A 14,615-nucleotide genomic window follows, 5' to 3' on the forward strand; every position below is an offset into this window, starting at 1 on the left:
TAAGAAAATACCCAAGAAGTTTTGGTTTAAAATAACCTACCTTCTTGGGTATTTTTTATATAATCTTAGTTGTCCAGTCTTCTACATTCCATATTTCAGTAGCAATATCCATGTAAAATTCAGGTTCATGACTTACTATTAGAACGGTTCCATTAAACTCTCTAATAGCTCTTTTTAACTCATCTTTAGCATCTATATCTAAGTGATTAGTAGGTTCGTCTAAAACTAAAAAGTTGATTTCACGATTCATTATTTTAGCCAATCTTACTTTTGCATTTTCTCCACCAGATAAAACTCTCATTTGACTTGTAATATGATCATTTGTTAGTCCACATTTAGCAAGAGCAGCTCTTGCTTCAGCATTAGTTAATCCAGGAAACTCATTCCAAAATTCTTCTAAAGCTTGTTTAGTACTACTTTCTTCTTCTTGTTTAAAATATCCTATTTCTAAGAACTGTCCATGTTCTATATCTCCAGAAAGAGGTTTTATACGTTTTAATATTGTATTTAAAAGAGTAGACTTTCCAAGTCCATTAACTCCTTTTATAGCAATCTTTTGATTACGTTCTATTGTGAAGTTAAGTGCTCTTGTTAAAGGCTCATCATAACCAATTATCAAATCTTTAACAGTTATAATTTCTCTAGATGGAGTACGAGATGTTTTAAATCCAAATATTGGTTTTGGTTTCTCTCTTGCAATCTCAATGATATCCATACGATCTAATTTTTTCTGTCTATCTTTTGCTAAGTTAGTTGTAGCAACCCTAGCTTTATTACGAGAAATAAAATCCTCTAGATGAGCAATTTCTTTTTGCTGTTTTTTATATGCCATTTCTATTTGACGTTTTTTCAAATCATACATTTCTCTAAATTGATGATATCCACCAGTATATCTTGTTAATACAGCATTTTCAATATGATATATTACGTTAGTAACTTCGTTTAAGAAAGGAATATCATGAGAAACTAAAATAAAGGCATTTTCATAATTTTGTAAAAAGTTTTTTAACCAGATGATATGATTTTCATCCAAAAAGTTAGTAGGTTCGTCCAATATTAGAATCATTGGATTTTCAAGTAAAACTTTAGCTAGTAAAATTTTAGCTCTTTGACCACCAGATAATTCAGAAACGTCTCTATCTAATCCAATTTCAAGTAAACCAAGTCCAGCTGCATATTCTTCAATTTTTGAATCTAGATTATAAAAATCAGAACTTTCTAAAATACTTTGAATTTCCCCAATCTCTTCAAGGATAATATCCATTTCTTCAGGAGTACAATCTCCCATTTTTTCATAAAGATTCATAATATCTTGTTCTAAATTGAACATATTAGCAAAAGCTGAATTTAATATATCTTTAATAGTTTTTCCTTTTTCTAAAGTACTATACTGATCTAGATATCCTGTTGTTATATGATTACACCAACTAACTTTTCCTTCATCGGGCATTAATTTTCCAGTTATGATATTTAGAAAAGTTGATTTTCCTTCTCCATTTGCTCCAACTAGACCAACATGCTCTCCTTTTAATAGACGGAAAGAAGCATCTTCTAAAATTACTCTAGAACCGAATCCGTGACTTACATTACTTACATCTAAAATACTCATAAAAATTTACTCCTATAACTTAGTTTTTTAATTTAAAAAAATTTATATCCGAATACAACTGATAGTTGCTCAAGATTACTGTTTCCTCTTTTATCTCCATCCATGTTTGTTACAGAGTATAATAGTTCTGCTTGAAGTACAGAGAAGTTCATTCCTACTCCGGCAGCATAATACTCTTTACCTTTAATATTTCCGCTTGCATTTTCTCTAGTGTAGATATCTTTACCAACTTTTGCGACAATATAAGGCTTTATAACTATTGGAATTATATTCCAACGAGCTAAAAGATAAGCAGGTGTAGTAGATATATCTGTTCCACTTATTTTTCTATTGTGAGTTATTCCGGCTCCTAAATCAAATAATAAAAATGATTGTGTTACTTCTAATCCAAAAGTTGGGCTATAATTATCAAATTCGTTGTCTGATTTATTATAAGAATTGGCATTAGTTACACCTCCGAATCTTAAATGGCCATCTAAAGAAAAGCTCATCATAGATATAGTTAAAAATAGCGCTAACATAATTTTTTTCATAACTAAATTTCCTCCCTTGTTAAAGTTTTTACATAGTATCATATCATATTTAGCACAAATTAAAAAACATTTTGATTGAAAGATATAATTTTGAGGTAATTTTAGTTTTCTTTAAATGGGTTTGGATTATGCACACAAATTAATCTAGTTACATTATTTGTTGCATTTTTCCAGTTGTGAAGAGTTGAGGAATTAAATGTAGCACTATCACCAGGATATAGTTCATATTCTTCCTCATCTACAACAAGAGTTAAAATTCCTTCTAAAATAAAGATAAACTCTTCTCCTTCATGTGAATAAAGTTGAAGTTCATTATTTCCATTATTAGAAAATGGCATAATATCAATTAATCTTGGATATATTTCAAATTTTGTTATATCAGAACTTAAATTATGTTGAATAATCTTATCTGTTATAGCAATAGTATCTCTATTATAACTTCTTACTATTAAACTATTTTTTTTCTCATTGGTCACCGTTTTAAAAAAATAACTTAATTCAACATCTAAAGAATGAGCTAAAATTTCTAAAGAGTCTATAGCTATACTTGTCATTCCTCTTTCTAATTGAGATAAAAATCCTACAGAAAAATTTGTAGATAGACTTAATTCTTTTAAGGTTAGGCCTTTCTTTTTTCTCAAATCTTTTATTGTAGATCCTATATTATCTGAATGCTTTTTCATTTATACTCCCTTATAAAATTATGATTTTATTATCTAATTTAACTTAACATAAAACTTATAAATTTTCTATATTTTATTTTTAGTATGCTATTAACAATATATTTTAATTCATTAAAATGAAATTTGAAGCTAAAAAATAACTATAAAATTCATTTTTATGAAAAAAACTTGTAAAAACACTTTTCATGCAATATAATTAGATTAATTCAAATATTGTATTCTAAAGTTAAAAGGGGGAGTATTAAAATGGAGATTCTAGAACTAAAAAGTAAAGAAAGACAAGTTGCAGCTATCTCGAAAGAAACATTTGTAGTTTTAATTATTTTTATCTCTTTATTTACTTATTTAGGAAAGGTTATGGGAATTGATAAAGTATTTAGTGTTATGATGAAAACGGGCCACGATGTACTTATGAATACTTCTTTTTATATTATGGCAGTAGCTATTTTAGCTGGAGCAGTGGCATCAATTATGTCTGAATTTGGAATTGTAGCTTTAATTAACAAATTAATTTCACCATTGATGCGGCCACTTTTTGGATTGCCTGGAGCTGCTGCTTTGGGAGCTGTAACTACATATATTTCAGATAATCCAGCAATTTTAGGACTTGCTGAAGATCAAGGTTTTAACAGATATTTTACTAAAGCTGAAAAAGTGACATACACAAATTTAGGAACGACTTTTGGAATGGGATTGATAGTAACAGCTTATATGTTAAGTCTTGGGAGTGAATATTTTAAGGCTGTGCTTATCGGAAATTTGGGAGCTGTAATTGGAGGGGTTTTCTCAGTTAGAATGGTTCTTAGATACGCAAAAAAATTTTATAATGAACCTGCCAATGAAAGAATAGAAGATGATAAAGATGGAAATGTTAGAAATATTCGTGGTGGAAGTTCTTTTGAAAGATTATTGGCTTCTATGATGGATGGGGCAAAATCTGGAGTTACTCTTGGTCTCGCTTGTGCTTCAGGAACTGTTTTGATTTGTACATTTGTTATGATTTTAACATTTGGTCCTCAAGGTCCTAATGGTTCATATCTTGGAGTTGCTTACGAGGGAGTTCAGTTACTTCCAAAGATAGGTTCTTATTTTACTCCTATTGCAAAAATTTTGTGGGGATTTGGAGAGCCTGAACTTTTAGCATATCCTTTTACAGCATTGGGGGCTGTTGGAAGTGCTATGGGACTAACTAAAGGCTTTATTGATAAAGGTTTAGCTAGTGCAAATACAATTGCTGTTTTTACAGGAATGGGAATATGTTGGAGTGGATTTTTAAGTACTCATGTTGGAATGCTTGATACTTTAAAACACAATCATTTTATAAAAATTGCTATTTTATGGCAATTAATTGGTGGATTGATTGCAGGAGTAGCAGCCAATTATTTATTTAAGTTAACTCTAATGTTTTAATATTATTCGGAGGTGATTATGGGAATACCTTATGTTATAAACATACAGAAATACTCACTCCACGATGGAGATGGGATTAGGACTACAATTTTTTTCAAAGGCTGTCTTTTGAATTGTTTGTGGTGTCATAATCCTGAAAGTCAAAGTTATACTCCCGAGCTTCTTTTTAATCATGAATCTTGTGAAGGGTGTAAAAGTTGTGAAAAAATTTGTCCTGAGCATATCATATCAGTTCAAAATGGAATTGCTAAGACCAAAAGAGAAGAATGTAAAATTTGTGAAACCTGTTTAGATTATTGTTTAAATAATGCTAGAGAGATTGTTGGAAAGCAATATAGCATAGCGGAGTTAATGAATGAGATAGAAAAAGATAAGATGTTCTATGAGGAGTCTGGAGGAGGAATAACCCTTTCTGGAGGAGAAATAATGACTCAGGATATAAATTACATTCTAGAACTTTTAAAAAAATTAAAAATAAAAGGTTACAATGTGATGATAGATACTTGTGGACATGCTCCTCAAAAAAATTATGAAACTATTTTACCTTATGTCGATACATTTTTATATGATATAAAGATGATGGATAATGAATTGCATAAAAAATATATGGGGAAAGAAAATGAACTTATTCTTTCTAATCTAAAATATTTAAGTAATCAAGGAGCCAATATCTACATTAGAATTCCTCTTATAGGTAATGTAAATAGTTCTGTAGAAAATATTGAAGAGATAGTTTCCTTTCTAAAAAATAATATTAATTTAAAGAAGATAAATTTATTACCATATCATAATACTGGATCAGGAAAATATAAGAAATTAGATTTGGAATATTTAGGAGAAAATTTTACTACACCTACTATAGAAGAAATGGAACAATTTATAAATATTTTTAAAAAAAATGGATTTTCAGATATTAAAATAGGGGGGTAACTTAAAATGGAAAAAAGAGGAATGAACGAAAGAATTCAAAAATTAAGAGATGAGAGTACATCAACTCAAGCACACATCTATATAGAGAGAGCAAAATTAATAACTGAAGCTTATAAAAAATATGAAGGAACAGTTTCTATTCCCGAAATGAGAGCTTTGTCATTTAAACATTTTATGGAAAATAAAAGCTTATGGATTAGCGACGGCGAGTTGATTGTAGGAGAAAAGGGTGATGGTCCACAATCAGCCCCAACTTTCCCTGAGCTTTGTTGCCATACTCTTGAAGATATGAATATTATGAATAATAGAGATTTGATTTCCTTTAAGGTTACAGAAGAGGACTTAAGAATTCAAGAAGAAGAGATAATTCCATATTGGGAAAAAAGATCTATAAGAAATAAAATTATAAATTCTATGAGTGAAGAGTGGAAAGAGTGCTATGAAAGTGGAATTTTTACAGAATTTATGGAACAAAGAGGACCTGGACATACAGTTGGCTCTGAAAATATATATTCGAATGGATTTTTAGATTATAAAAATAGAATAAAGGAAGCTATTGATAATTTAGATTTTTTTAATGATAATGAAGCACTAGATAAAAAACACCAATTAGAAGCTATGAATATATGTTGTGATGCTATTATTGGTTTAGGTGAGCGTTATGCCAAATATGCTGCTGAATTAGCAGAAAAGGAGAACAATCCACTTAGAAAAGCCGAACTTCTACAAATTTCTAAAAATTGTGAGGTTGTTCCAGCTAATAAACCACAAACTTATTGGCAAGCTATTCAAATGTACTGGTTCGTTCATCTAGCTGTTACAACAGAATTAAATCCTTGGGATGCTTTTAGTCCTGGAAGATTGGATCAACATTTAAATAGTTTTTATATTAAAGATTGCCAAGATGAAATTTTAGATGATAAAAAAGCTCTGGAACTTTTAGAAAATTTATGGGTTAAATTTAATAATCAACCGGCTCCTCCAAAAGTTGGAATAACTTTAAAGGAGAGCAGTACTTATACAGATTTTGCTAATATTAATACGGGTGGAATTACGCCAAATGGACATGACGGAGTTAATGATGTTAGTCATCTTATTCTTGAGTGTATGGACGAAATGAAACTTCTTCAACCGAGTTCAAATGTTCAAATTAGTAAGAAAACCCCTCAAAATTTTTTAAAAAAGGCTTGCGCTATATCTCGTGAAGGTTGGGGACAACCAGCATTTTATAATACAGAAGCTATTGTTCAGGAGCTTTTAAATGCTGGAAAAACATTGCAGGATGCTAGAAGAGGTGGAGCTAGTGGTTGTGTTGAAACTGGAGCCTTTGGAAATGAGGCTTATATTTTAACAGGGTATTTTAATCTTCCAAAGATTTTAGAAATGACATTAAACAATGGTTATGATAAAGTAAGTAATAAACAACTTGGATTAAAGTTAGGATATGCAAAAGACTTTAAAACTTATGAGGAGCTTTTAGAAGCTTATAAAAAACAAATTATGCATTTCATAGATATTAAAATTAAAGGTAGTAATATAATTGAAACGATTTATGCAAAATATATGCCAGCCCCGTTCTTATCAATTATAACTAATGATTGTATTTCTAAAGGAAAGGATTATAATGCAGGTGGAGCTCGTTATAATACAACGTATTTACAAGGAGTTGGAATAGGAACAGTTACAGATTCACTATCAGCAATTAAATATAATATTTATGATAATAAAAAATTTACTATGGATGAATTGATGGATGCTTTAGATACAAATTTTGAAAGCAATCCAAGAATTTTAAATCTTGTAAGAAATAAAACTCCAAAATATGGAAACGACAATGACTATGCAGATGAAATAATGACATCAATTTTTGAATATTATAATTCCGCAGTGACAGATAGACCTAATATGAAAGGAGGAAGGTATGCAATAAATATGTTACCTACAACATGCCATGTTTATTTTGGTGAGGTTATGATGGCTAGTCCAAATGGAAGATTAGCTCATAAGCCTGTATCTGAAGGAATTTCTCCAGAAAAAGGTGCAGATACACTTGGACCAACAGCGGTTATTAAATCAGCTGCCAAAATGGATCATTTAAAAACTGGTGGAACTTTATTAAATCAAAAATTTACACCAAGTGTTGTTAAGGGAGATGATGGCCTAAATCACATGGCAAATATGGTTAGAAGCTATTTTAATATGGATGGACATCATATTCAATTTAATGTTATTGATCGTCAAACTCTAATTGACGCACAAAAAAATCCTGCTGAATACAAGGACTTAATTGTTCGTGTTGCAGGATATAGTGATCATTTTAGAAATTTAAGTAAAGCTTTACAAGATGAAATTATAGATAGAACTGAACAAGATTTTAATTAAAACTAGGAGGAAGTTTATAATGAAAATAGGATTTATAGGGGCAGGAAATATGTCACAGGCAATTATAAAGGGGATTGTATCCTCAAAAATTGTTAGTAATGAGGATATTTATGCCTCTGACAAATTTCAACCAGTACTTGAAAAAGTGAGTAAAGAATATGGAGTAAAAATTGAAACGGACAATAAAAATATAGTTAAAAATTGTGATGTTATATTTTTAGCTGTAAAACCACAATTTTATGCGAGTGTGATTCAGGAAATATCTAATTCTATTAAAGAAAATACTCTCATCGTTACAATTGCACCTGGACAAACTTTGGAAAATTTAGAAAATACTTTTGGAAAAAAAGTTAAAATAGTTAGAACTATGCCTAATACTCCGGCTATGGTTTGTGAAGGAATGATAGCAATATGTTCAAATGATCAAGTTACGGAAGAAGAGCTAAAATATATTTGTTCCCTTTTAAATTCTATCGGGAAAACAGAGATAGTTTCTGAGCACCTAATGGATGCAGTTGTAGGTGTTAGTGGAAGTTCTCCGGCATATGTTTATATGTTTATAGAAGCTTTGGCTGATGGAGCAGTAATGGAGGGAATGCCTAGAGATTTAGCATATAAATTTGCTGCACAGACAGTTTTAGGAAGTGCAAAAATGGTTTTAGAAACTGGAATGCATCCAGGAGCATTAAAAGATATGGTTTGTTCTCCTGGTGGGACAACGATAGAAGCTGTTAGAATTCTAGAAGCTAAAGGAATGAGAAGTAGTATTATAGAAGCGGTTAAAGGATGTGTAGCAAAAGCTAAAGGATTAAAATAAAAAATATGGGGGAAAAAATGGAATTTAAAAATATAGATATTATAAAGGCTGCTAATGTATATTTTGATGGAAAGGTTAACAGTAGAAATATATTTTTTATGGATGGAACGAAAAAAACTTTAGGATTTATGCAAGCGGGAGAGTATGAGTTTAATACAGCAATGGCTGAAGTTATGGAAGTTCTTAATGGAGAAATGAAAATAAAAAGAGAAGATGATTCTGAATTTGTCATCTATAAATCAGGAGAGAGTTTTTCTATAAAAGCTAATTCGTCATTTAAGATTATCGTTGAAAAATATGCAGATTATTGCTGTTCTTATTGTGAAAGCTTATAACTAAATAAAAAAACAGAGAATTTAGTTACATTCTCTGTTTTTATTTTTTTAATTAGAATCTATATCCTAAAGCTAAAGCTATACTTTCTTTAGTTCCAAATCCTATTTCTGTCATTATCTCATAATTAGTATTAATTTCACTTCTAAAGCCTATGACTGTATTCCAAGGAGAAGCAGCCTTTTCTTTAATTTCAAATTTTCCATTTCGAATAGGGATAGGCATATTTATAACGTCAGCTATATTTCCTTTTAAAGTTTGAGATATTTCTTGATACATTCCACCAATCCAAATTGAATTTTTAAAACTGCTAAAATTAAAATTATATCCAAGCTTTGGAGAAATAATTAAAGCATCAATGTTTCCATCAATAATATTTAAAGATGTTCTAGTATAATTTACATCAGTAGCTATAAATATATTTCCAACTCCTCCAACAATTGTAGTTCCGACACCGTAAGTTATTCCATCATAATCTAATTTAAAATCAGCATTTGTTATAACAGGTTTGTTTAATGAAATATCAATTTTTGTTTTAGAATATCCCTTTGTTTCTCCAAGAAGTCCATATATATTTAAAAATGGAAATAACCAAATATCCGTCTTTACAATCTTATTTTGAATAGAAGAAACTGTATCCTTAGCTGTTACTGTAATAATTTTTTCTAAAGAAATAGGTTTTAAAAATGGACTGAGAATAATGTCACCTTTTAATTTTAAAGATTCCACTTTAACGTCCTGAGTCATATCTACGTATATAAAATTGATACCTATCGGTTTTGGAAGAACATATCCTCTATTTAAGGCTTCTTCAGCTAAAAAAGGAAAATAACTTTTAGATTCTTTAGCCGATGAAAAAGTTGTGGAAAAAATTATGAAAAAAAACAATCCCGCTCTAAAATATTTAAACAAAAAAAATCCTCCCTAAAAATCTCAATAAAGTTAAAAAAATATTTTGGTAAAGTATATAATACCATATTCAAAATAACTTGTATAGTATTCTTAGGTTAAGATAATTTATCTTCTACCGCCACCACCATGGCCATGATTACCTTCGTTCTATCTGTCATTACCCCAAAAATTTGAACCATTATTAAATATATTATGTTTGAGATTAATTTAAATTTATTTCCACAAAATAAAATTGAAAGAAAGTATTTAATAAAGACCGTTTCATACAGTAAAAAATCTATAAAAACTTTAGGTGGATTAATTATCATGCCGGACTATTCACTTAATGAAATAGAAGAAAATTCAATAGGAGTTTGTGATGGAGAACTTTTCAATTTTTCTATATATAGAATTTCTTGAAACTATAGTAGAAAAAGAATCTACAAAGTTTTAGCTTAGTAAACCGAATGAGTTTAAATCTAATGTATAATTCATCAGATTAAGGATATAATAGACAATTAGGAAAAGTAATAAAAAATAATTATTTATCATTTGAAATATCTATATTAAAATTTGTAAAGTTTACAACTTCTGCATAATCTTTACCCCAATTTATAAGTTCTTTTAATATTGGAATTAATTTTTCCCCATGCTCTGTTAAAGTGTATTCAACCTTTGGAGGTACAACTGGATATACTTTTCTTTTTATTAAATAATCATTTTCTAGCTCTCTTAATTGTCTCGTTAACATTCTTTCATTAATACTTGGAATAAACCTTTTAAGCTCACTATGTCTTGCTATTCCATTTAAATTTATATAATACAGTATTATTGGTTTCCATTTTCCTCCCATAATATCTAGAGTCATTTCAAAATAACAATTATATTTTTTACCTTTCATAAATTTCCTCCAATTTTTTTTATAGGGATATTTTATCTGCTTATTGTAAAAAAGTAAATATGGACAAAAAAGACTGTACTTTACATTTTAGATGAAAAGAAATATAATCCAAGAAAAAATTAAAAGGAGTAATAATTATGAAAAAAATATTAATTGTTGGTGGAGTGGCAGGTGGAGCTTCTACTGCTACTAGACTTAGACGTTTAGATGAAACTTCTGAAATAATTATGTTTGAGAAAGGTGAGTATATATCTTTTGCTAACTGTGGATTACCTTATTACATTGGGGATGTTATACAAAATAGAGATAGCTTGATTCTTCAAACTCCTAAAAAAATTAAAAATCGTTTTAATATTGACGTACGAAATAACAGTGAAGTTATTTCAGTGGATTCTGTAAATAAAAATATTTCTGTAAAAAAATTAGACGGTGAAATATATACTGAATCTTTTGATTATCTTATACTTGCTCCTGGAGCAAAACCAATTCAACCACCTATTGAAGGAATTTCTAATAATAAAATATTTACTTTAAGAAATATCAAAGATATGGATATGATTAAAAATTCTTTAAAAGATAGAAATATTAAAAATTCAGTTGTTGTAGGTGGTGGGTATGTTGGAGTTGAAACTGCAGAAAATTTAAAACATTTAGGGATTGAAACTACTCTTATTGAAGCTGGGGATAATATTTTATCACCTTTTGATTATGAGATTTCAAACCATTTGGAGTACGAATTAATTAGTAATGGAGTTAATCTTCTTTTAAAAGAAAAAGTTATTAAATTTGAAAATAATGACAATACTATAAAAATTTATTTGGAATCTGGAAAAATTGTAGAAACTGAACTTGTTATTCTATCTATTGGAGTTTCTCCTGACACAAAATTTTTAGAAAACTCTGGAATTTCTCTTGGAGAAAAAGGACACATCATTGTTGATGAATATTTAAAAACTAACGTTGAAAATATCTATGCTCTTGGAGATGCTGTCTTAGTTAATAATTTGATTACTAATGTTCAATCTTTTATTCCATTAGCTGGTCCTGCTAATAGACAAGGGCGTATTGTAGCTAATAATATTTTTGGAAAAAAAGAAAAATATAAAGGAAGTTTAGGCACTGCTATTTTAAAAATTTTTAATCTTACTGCAGCTTCTACTGGAATAAATGAAAAATCTTTGAAGAATAGTGATATTCCTTTTAATAAAATATACCTTTATCCTAATAATCATGCCAACTATTATCCAGGAGCTTCACCTCTTTCAATAAAAGTGCTTTTTAATAAAGAAAATAAAAAAATTTTAGGAGCTCAGTGTTTTGGAAAAGAAGGAGTGGATAAATTTATTGATGTCATAGCTACAACTCTTCATTTTAAAGGAACCATAGATGATTTAAAAGAACTTGAATTAGCATATGCTCCACCTTTCTTATCAGCAAAATCTCCTGCTAACATGGTTGGTTTTATTGGAGATAATATTTTAAACAGTAGATTAAATCAGATTTTTGTTGAAGATTTAATAAATTTTGATAGCTCTAAACATTTTATTTTGGATGTTAGAGAAAGCATTGAATTAATCAGTGGAGTTTTTGAAAATAGTATAAATATTCCTTTAAGTGAGCTTCGAAAAAGAATAGAAGAGATTCCAAAAGATAAAGAGATTTGGACATATTGTGCTGTTGGATTAAGAGGATATTTATCTGAAAGATTTTTAAGTCAAAATGGATACAATGTTAAAAATATCGCTGGGGGATATAAAAGTCGTTTAAAAACTTTAGATAATAAAAAACAGTCTTCTGCAACAAAAGAATTTACTCAAAGCAAAGAAAACTTCAATTTAAATGAATACACTGATTTATGTGGATTATCATGTCCTGGTCCTTTGGTAAAAGTTAAAGAAAATATGGATAAAATTGGAGATGGCGAAGTTTTTAAAGTAAAAGCATCTGATCCTGGTTTTTATAATGATATTCAAGCTTGGGCTAAATCTACAAATAATGAAATTCTATCTTTAAAAAAAGATGGTGATAACACATTTGTCGATATTTTAAAAAATAAAAAAACTTATACTTCAAAAGAAAATAAAATTATTGAGACAAATGATGGATTAACAATAGTTGTTTTTAGTGGAGATTTAGATAAAGCTATTGCAGCTTTTATAATAGCTAATGGTGCTTTAACTATGGGTAAAAAAGTTACTATGTTTTTTACATTTTGGGGACTATCTATTTTAAAAAGGAAAAATATAGAGAGTAATAAAAGCTTCATAGAAAAAATGTTTAGCTTTATGTTACCTAAGAATAGTAAAGAATTACCGATTTCTAAAATGAATATGTTTGGAACAGGTCCTAAAATAATTAGATGGATTATGAAAAAAAAGAATATAATGTCTCTAGAAACTCTTATGGCTGAATCTCTTAAAAATGGAGCTAACTTTGTTGCCTGTACTATGTCTATGGATGTTATGGGTGTTAAAAAAGAAGAGCTTATTGATCAAATCTCTTTCGGTGGTGTTGGACAATATTTAGGAGAAGCAGATAAAGCTAATAAAAATTTATTTATTTAAAAATTTTATTTAGTAATTAAATATTTGAGTAAATCTTCAAGTTGGGATAGTATCAAATTACCTAACTTGGAGTTTTTTTTTTATGAAAAGAAATATGTCTGAAGGATATAATAGACAATTGAGAAAAGTAACAAAAATAAGTTGGCTTTTCCAATAGATGATAGTTTGTTAAAATTTTATATTTTCTCTCCATTTATTTCAATTGACAATGATTAGGAGATGTTATATATTATTCCAGTATGAAATAGTACTCGGTAAAATGTTGGGAGGTTTAGAATGTCGAAAGAATCTATTCGTGAGCAATTGATAAAACTCAATCGTTTATATAAAAAAGGAAATGATAGATATTATGAAACTGCACTAAAATTGGGGATTTCTAATAGTGCACTAATGATTTTCTATGGATTATATTACGCTGGACGCTCATGTACACAAAAAGAGCTCTGTGATACATGGCATTTAAAAAAACAGACTCTTCATTCAGCTCTTAATCAGTTAATTAAATCTGGAGATGTTTACACAGAATCATTGTCTAAAAATTCTCGGATTAAATCAATTGTATTAACTGAAAAAGGAAGAGATCTTTATGAAAAAAGTACAGTTTCTTTTCTACAAGCAGAAGAACGTGCTTTTGAACGACTTACTCTAGAAGAACGGAATATGTTGTTAGAGTTAACAACTAAACATACAAGTTATATTCAAGAGGAATCTGAAGCATTGATGTTAAAAGATGAAATAATAAGGAGAAAATAATGAAGTATTTTATGCATGATGAGATTAAGATATCTCTTAAACTAGAAAGTAAAATAAAAAAATATTTTGAGAATAACAATACAATAATGACAAAAGTTACAATAAAAAATAAAGAATATAAAGCGGTAGTAGATATTGATAGTTTTCTTTTACCTACTAATTTTGATTGTTTTAATTGTTTGACTAATTGTTGTGTGCAATTTCCCTATGAATTTAATGAAAAAGCTAGAAAAATTATATTAGAAAATTTAAAAGAATATGATCAATTGACAAAAGCAGTTTCGATTTTAAAAGAAGAAGGATTAACTGAAGTTGAAATAGTTGATTCAATACGAAATGATGATATGTTAATTCCTAAAGATCATGTTGAAAAAACATTTGATAGATGTACTTGTTCTTGTGTTCATGTAGATAGAAATTTATGTGCACTTCATAAAATTTGTATAGATAAAGGATTAGAATTAGAAGAGATAATAGATACAAAGCCTTTTTGGTGTTCTATATATCCATTAGAAATTATATCGGATAATGATGAAACATTGTATATATTTGTTCCTACAAAGAAAAATGAATATTTAGCTATGAACGATTCAAATTTTCCTTGTATGGATATTAAAATGTCTAGTTCACCATATTTTAGAAGAGAAAATCCGATAGGATTTAAAGAAGAGGAATACAAACCATTTATAATTTCATATTATTCAATCTTAAAATATGTATTAGGAGATTATTTTATAAATGATGTAGCAGAAAAATTAGATTTAACAGAAATAAAAAATAAAGAAATACAATACAATAAAAAGATTTAA

General features: G+C 28.6%; 14 protein-coding genes. 9 read left to right on the forward strand and 5 right to left on the reverse strand.

Annotation, left to right across the window (positions count from 1 at the left end):
- Positions 1 to 55 precede the first annotated feature (55 nt).
- The 3 genes from H3N56_RS11740 to H3N56_RS11750 all read right to left on the reverse strand — a co-directional run bounded on the left by H3N56_RS11740 (position 56) and on the right by H3N56_RS11750 (position 2,825).
- A complete protein-coding gene (locus tag H3N56_RS11740) occupies positions 56 to 1,609 on the reverse strand; it encodes an ABC-F family ATP-binding cassette domain-containing protein (protein ID WP_185881383.1) in 1,554 nt (517 codons plus the stop codon).
- 32 nt (positions 1,610 to 1,641) lie between these two features.
- Entirely contained in the window at positions 1,642 to 2,142 is a 501-nt protein-coding gene (locus tag H3N56_RS11745; RefSeq protein ID WP_185881384.1) for a hypothetical protein, read from the reverse strand.
- A gap of 101 nt (positions 2,143 to 2,243) precedes the next feature.
- A complete protein-coding gene (locus H3N56_RS11750; protein ID WP_185881385.1) occupies positions 2,244 to 2,825 on the reverse strand; it encodes a helix-turn-helix domain-containing protein in 582 nt (193 codons plus the stop codon).
- Positions 2,826 to 3,071: 246 nt separating this feature from the next.
- Here H3N56_RS11750 and H3N56_RS11755 point away from each other — a divergent pair, with 246 nt between their 5' ends.
- From H3N56_RS11755 to H3N56_RS11775, 5 genes are read left to right on the forward strand one after another with little or no spacing between them, the layout of a single operon-like run.
- A complete protein-coding gene (locus H3N56_RS11755; protein WP_185881386.1) occupies positions 3,072 to 4,235 on the forward strand; it encodes a hypothetical protein in 1,164 nt (387 codons plus the stop codon).
- A gap of 18 nt (positions 4,236 to 4,253) precedes the next feature.
- Positions 4,254 to 5,165 carry a trans-4-hydroxy-L-proline dehydratase activase gene (locus H3N56_RS11760; RefSeq protein WP_185881387.1) on the forward strand — a complete coding sequence of 304 codons (912 nt, stop codon included), beginning with the start codon at positions 4,254 to 4,256 and terminating at the stop codon, positions 5,163 to 5,165.
- A 6-nt stretch (positions 5,166 to 5,171) separates the two neighbouring features.
- A complete protein-coding gene (gene hypD / locus H3N56_RS11765) occupies positions 5,172 to 7,547 on the forward strand; it encodes a trans-4-hydroxy-L-proline dehydratase (RefSeq protein ID WP_185881388.1) in 2,376 nt (791 codons plus the stop codon).
- Positions 7,548 to 7,566: 19 nt separating this feature from the next.
- On the forward strand, positions 7,567 to 8,364 hold the full coding sequence (gene proC, locus H3N56_RS11770; protein WP_185881389.1) for a pyrroline-5-carboxylate reductase: 798 nt from the start codon (positions 7,567 to 7,569) through the stop codon (positions 8,362 to 8,364).
- Positions 8,365 to 8,381: 17 nt separating this feature from the next.
- Positions 8,382 to 8,699: a pyrimidine/purine nucleoside phosphorylase gene (locus H3N56_RS11775; protein WP_185881390.1), complete on the forward strand. Its 318-nt coding sequence runs from the start codon at positions 8,382 to 8,384 to the stop codon at positions 8,697 to 8,699.
- A gap of 52 nt (positions 8,700 to 8,751) precedes the next feature.
- Here the strand turns inward: H3N56_RS11775 and H3N56_RS11780 are convergent, their stop codons facing one another.
- Positions 8,752 to 9,609: a hypothetical protein gene (locus H3N56_RS11780; protein ID WP_185881391.1), complete on the reverse strand. Its 858-nt coding sequence runs from the start codon at positions 9,607 to 9,609 to the stop codon at positions 8,752 to 8,754.
- Between the two features lie 192 nt (positions 9,610 to 9,801).
- Here H3N56_RS11780 and H3N56_RS11785 point away from each other — a divergent pair, with 192 nt between their 5' ends.
- The gene (locus tag H3N56_RS11785; RefSeq protein WP_185881392.1) at positions 9,802 to 10,008 is read left to right on the forward strand and encodes a hypothetical protein; all 207 of its coding nucleotides are present in this window, start codon (positions 9,802 to 9,804) and stop codon (positions 10,006 to 10,008) included.
- Positions 10,009 to 10,129: 121 nt separating this feature from the next.
- On the opposite strand, the gene H3N56_RS11790 is transcribed toward H3N56_RS11785, so the two are convergent.
- The gene (locus H3N56_RS11790) at positions 10,130 to 10,489 is read right to left on the reverse strand and encodes a helix-turn-helix domain-containing protein (RefSeq protein WP_185881393.1); all 360 of its coding nucleotides are present in this window, start codon (positions 10,487 to 10,489) and stop codon (positions 10,130 to 10,132) included.
- 137 nt (positions 10,490 to 10,626) lie between these two features.
- Between H3N56_RS11790 and H3N56_RS11795 the strand changes: the two genes are divergently transcribed.
- The 3 genes from H3N56_RS11795 (at position 10,627) to H3N56_RS11805 (ending at position 14,615) form a co-directional block, all read left to right on the forward strand.
- The gene (locus H3N56_RS11795) at positions 10,627 to 13,053 is read left to right on the forward strand and encodes a CoA-disulfide reductase (RefSeq protein WP_185881394.1); all 2,427 of its coding nucleotides are present in this window, start codon (positions 10,627 to 10,629) and stop codon (positions 13,051 to 13,053) included.
- Positions 13,054 to 13,329: 276 nt separating this feature from the next.
- Positions 13,330 to 13,806 carry a MarR family winged helix-turn-helix transcriptional regulator gene (locus H3N56_RS11800; protein ID WP_185881395.1) on the forward strand — a complete coding sequence of 159 codons (477 nt, stop codon included), beginning with the start codon at positions 13,330 to 13,332 and terminating at the stop codon, positions 13,804 to 13,806.
- Positions 13,806 to 14,615, forward strand: coding sequence for a hypothetical protein (locus H3N56_RS11805; RefSeq protein ID WP_185881396.1), 810 nt, complete (start codon positions 13,806 to 13,808; stop codon positions 14,613 to 14,615). Before H3N56_RS11800 ends, H3N56_RS11805 begins: the two co-directional genes overlap by 1 nt.

The sequence above is a fragment of the Cetobacterium sp. 2A genome (genome assembly GCF_014250685.1).
Lineage (GTDB): Bacteria > Fusobacteriota > Fusobacteriia > Fusobacteriales > Fusobacteriaceae > Cetobacterium.

What these genes read in the sequence shown, in the direction of transcription:
- H3N56_RS11800 (WP_185881395.1), top strand. Translation starts at nt 13,330, where the DNA reads ATGTCGAAAGAATCTATTCGTGAGCAATTGATAAAACTCAATCGTTTA.
- proC (WP_185881389.1), top strand. Translation starts at nt 7,567, where the DNA reads ATGAAAATAGGATTTATAGGGGCAGGAAATATGTCACAGGCAATTATA.
- H3N56_RS11750 (WP_185881385.1), bottom strand. Translation starts at nt 2,825, where the DNA reads ATGAAAAAGCATTCAGATAATATAGGATCTACAATAAAAGATTTGAGA.
- H3N56_RS11790 (WP_185881393.1), bottom strand. Translation starts at nt 10,489, where the DNA reads ATGAAAGGTAAAAAATATAATTGTTATTTTGAAATGACTCTAGATATT.
- H3N56_RS11775 (WP_185881390.1), top strand. Translation starts at nt 8,382, where the DNA reads ATGGAATTTAAAAATATAGATATTATAAAGGCTGCTAATGTATATTTT.
- H3N56_RS11805 (WP_185881396.1), top strand. Translation starts at nt 13,806, where the DNA reads ATGAAGTATTTTATGCATGATGAGATTAAGATATCTCTTAAACTAGAA.
- H3N56_RS11740 (WP_185881383.1), bottom strand. Translation starts at nt 1,609, where the DNA reads ATGAGTATTTTAGATGTAAGTAATGTAAGTCACGGATTCGGTTCTAGA.
- hypD (WP_185881388.1), top strand. Translation starts at nt 5,172, where the DNA reads ATGGAAAAAAGAGGAATGAACGAAAGAATTCAAAAATTAAGAGATGAG.
- H3N56_RS11785 (WP_185881392.1), top strand. Translation starts at nt 9,802, where the DNA reads ATGTTTGAGATTAATTTAAATTTATTTCCACAAAATAAAATTGAAAGA.
- H3N56_RS11760 (WP_185881387.1), top strand. Translation starts at nt 4,254, where the DNA reads ATGGGAATACCTTATGTTATAAACATACAGAAATACTCACTCCACGAT.
- H3N56_RS11745 (WP_185881384.1), bottom strand. Translation starts at nt 2,142, where the DNA reads ATGAAAAAAATTATGTTAGCGCTATTTTTAACTATATCTATGATGAGC.
- H3N56_RS11755 (WP_185881386.1), top strand. Translation starts at nt 3,072, where the DNA reads ATGGAGATTCTAGAACTAAAAAGTAAAGAAAGACAAGTTGCAGCTATC.
- H3N56_RS11795 (WP_185881394.1), top strand. Translation starts at nt 10,627, where the DNA reads ATGAAAAAAATATTAATTGTTGGTGGAGTGGCAGGTGGAGCTTCTACT.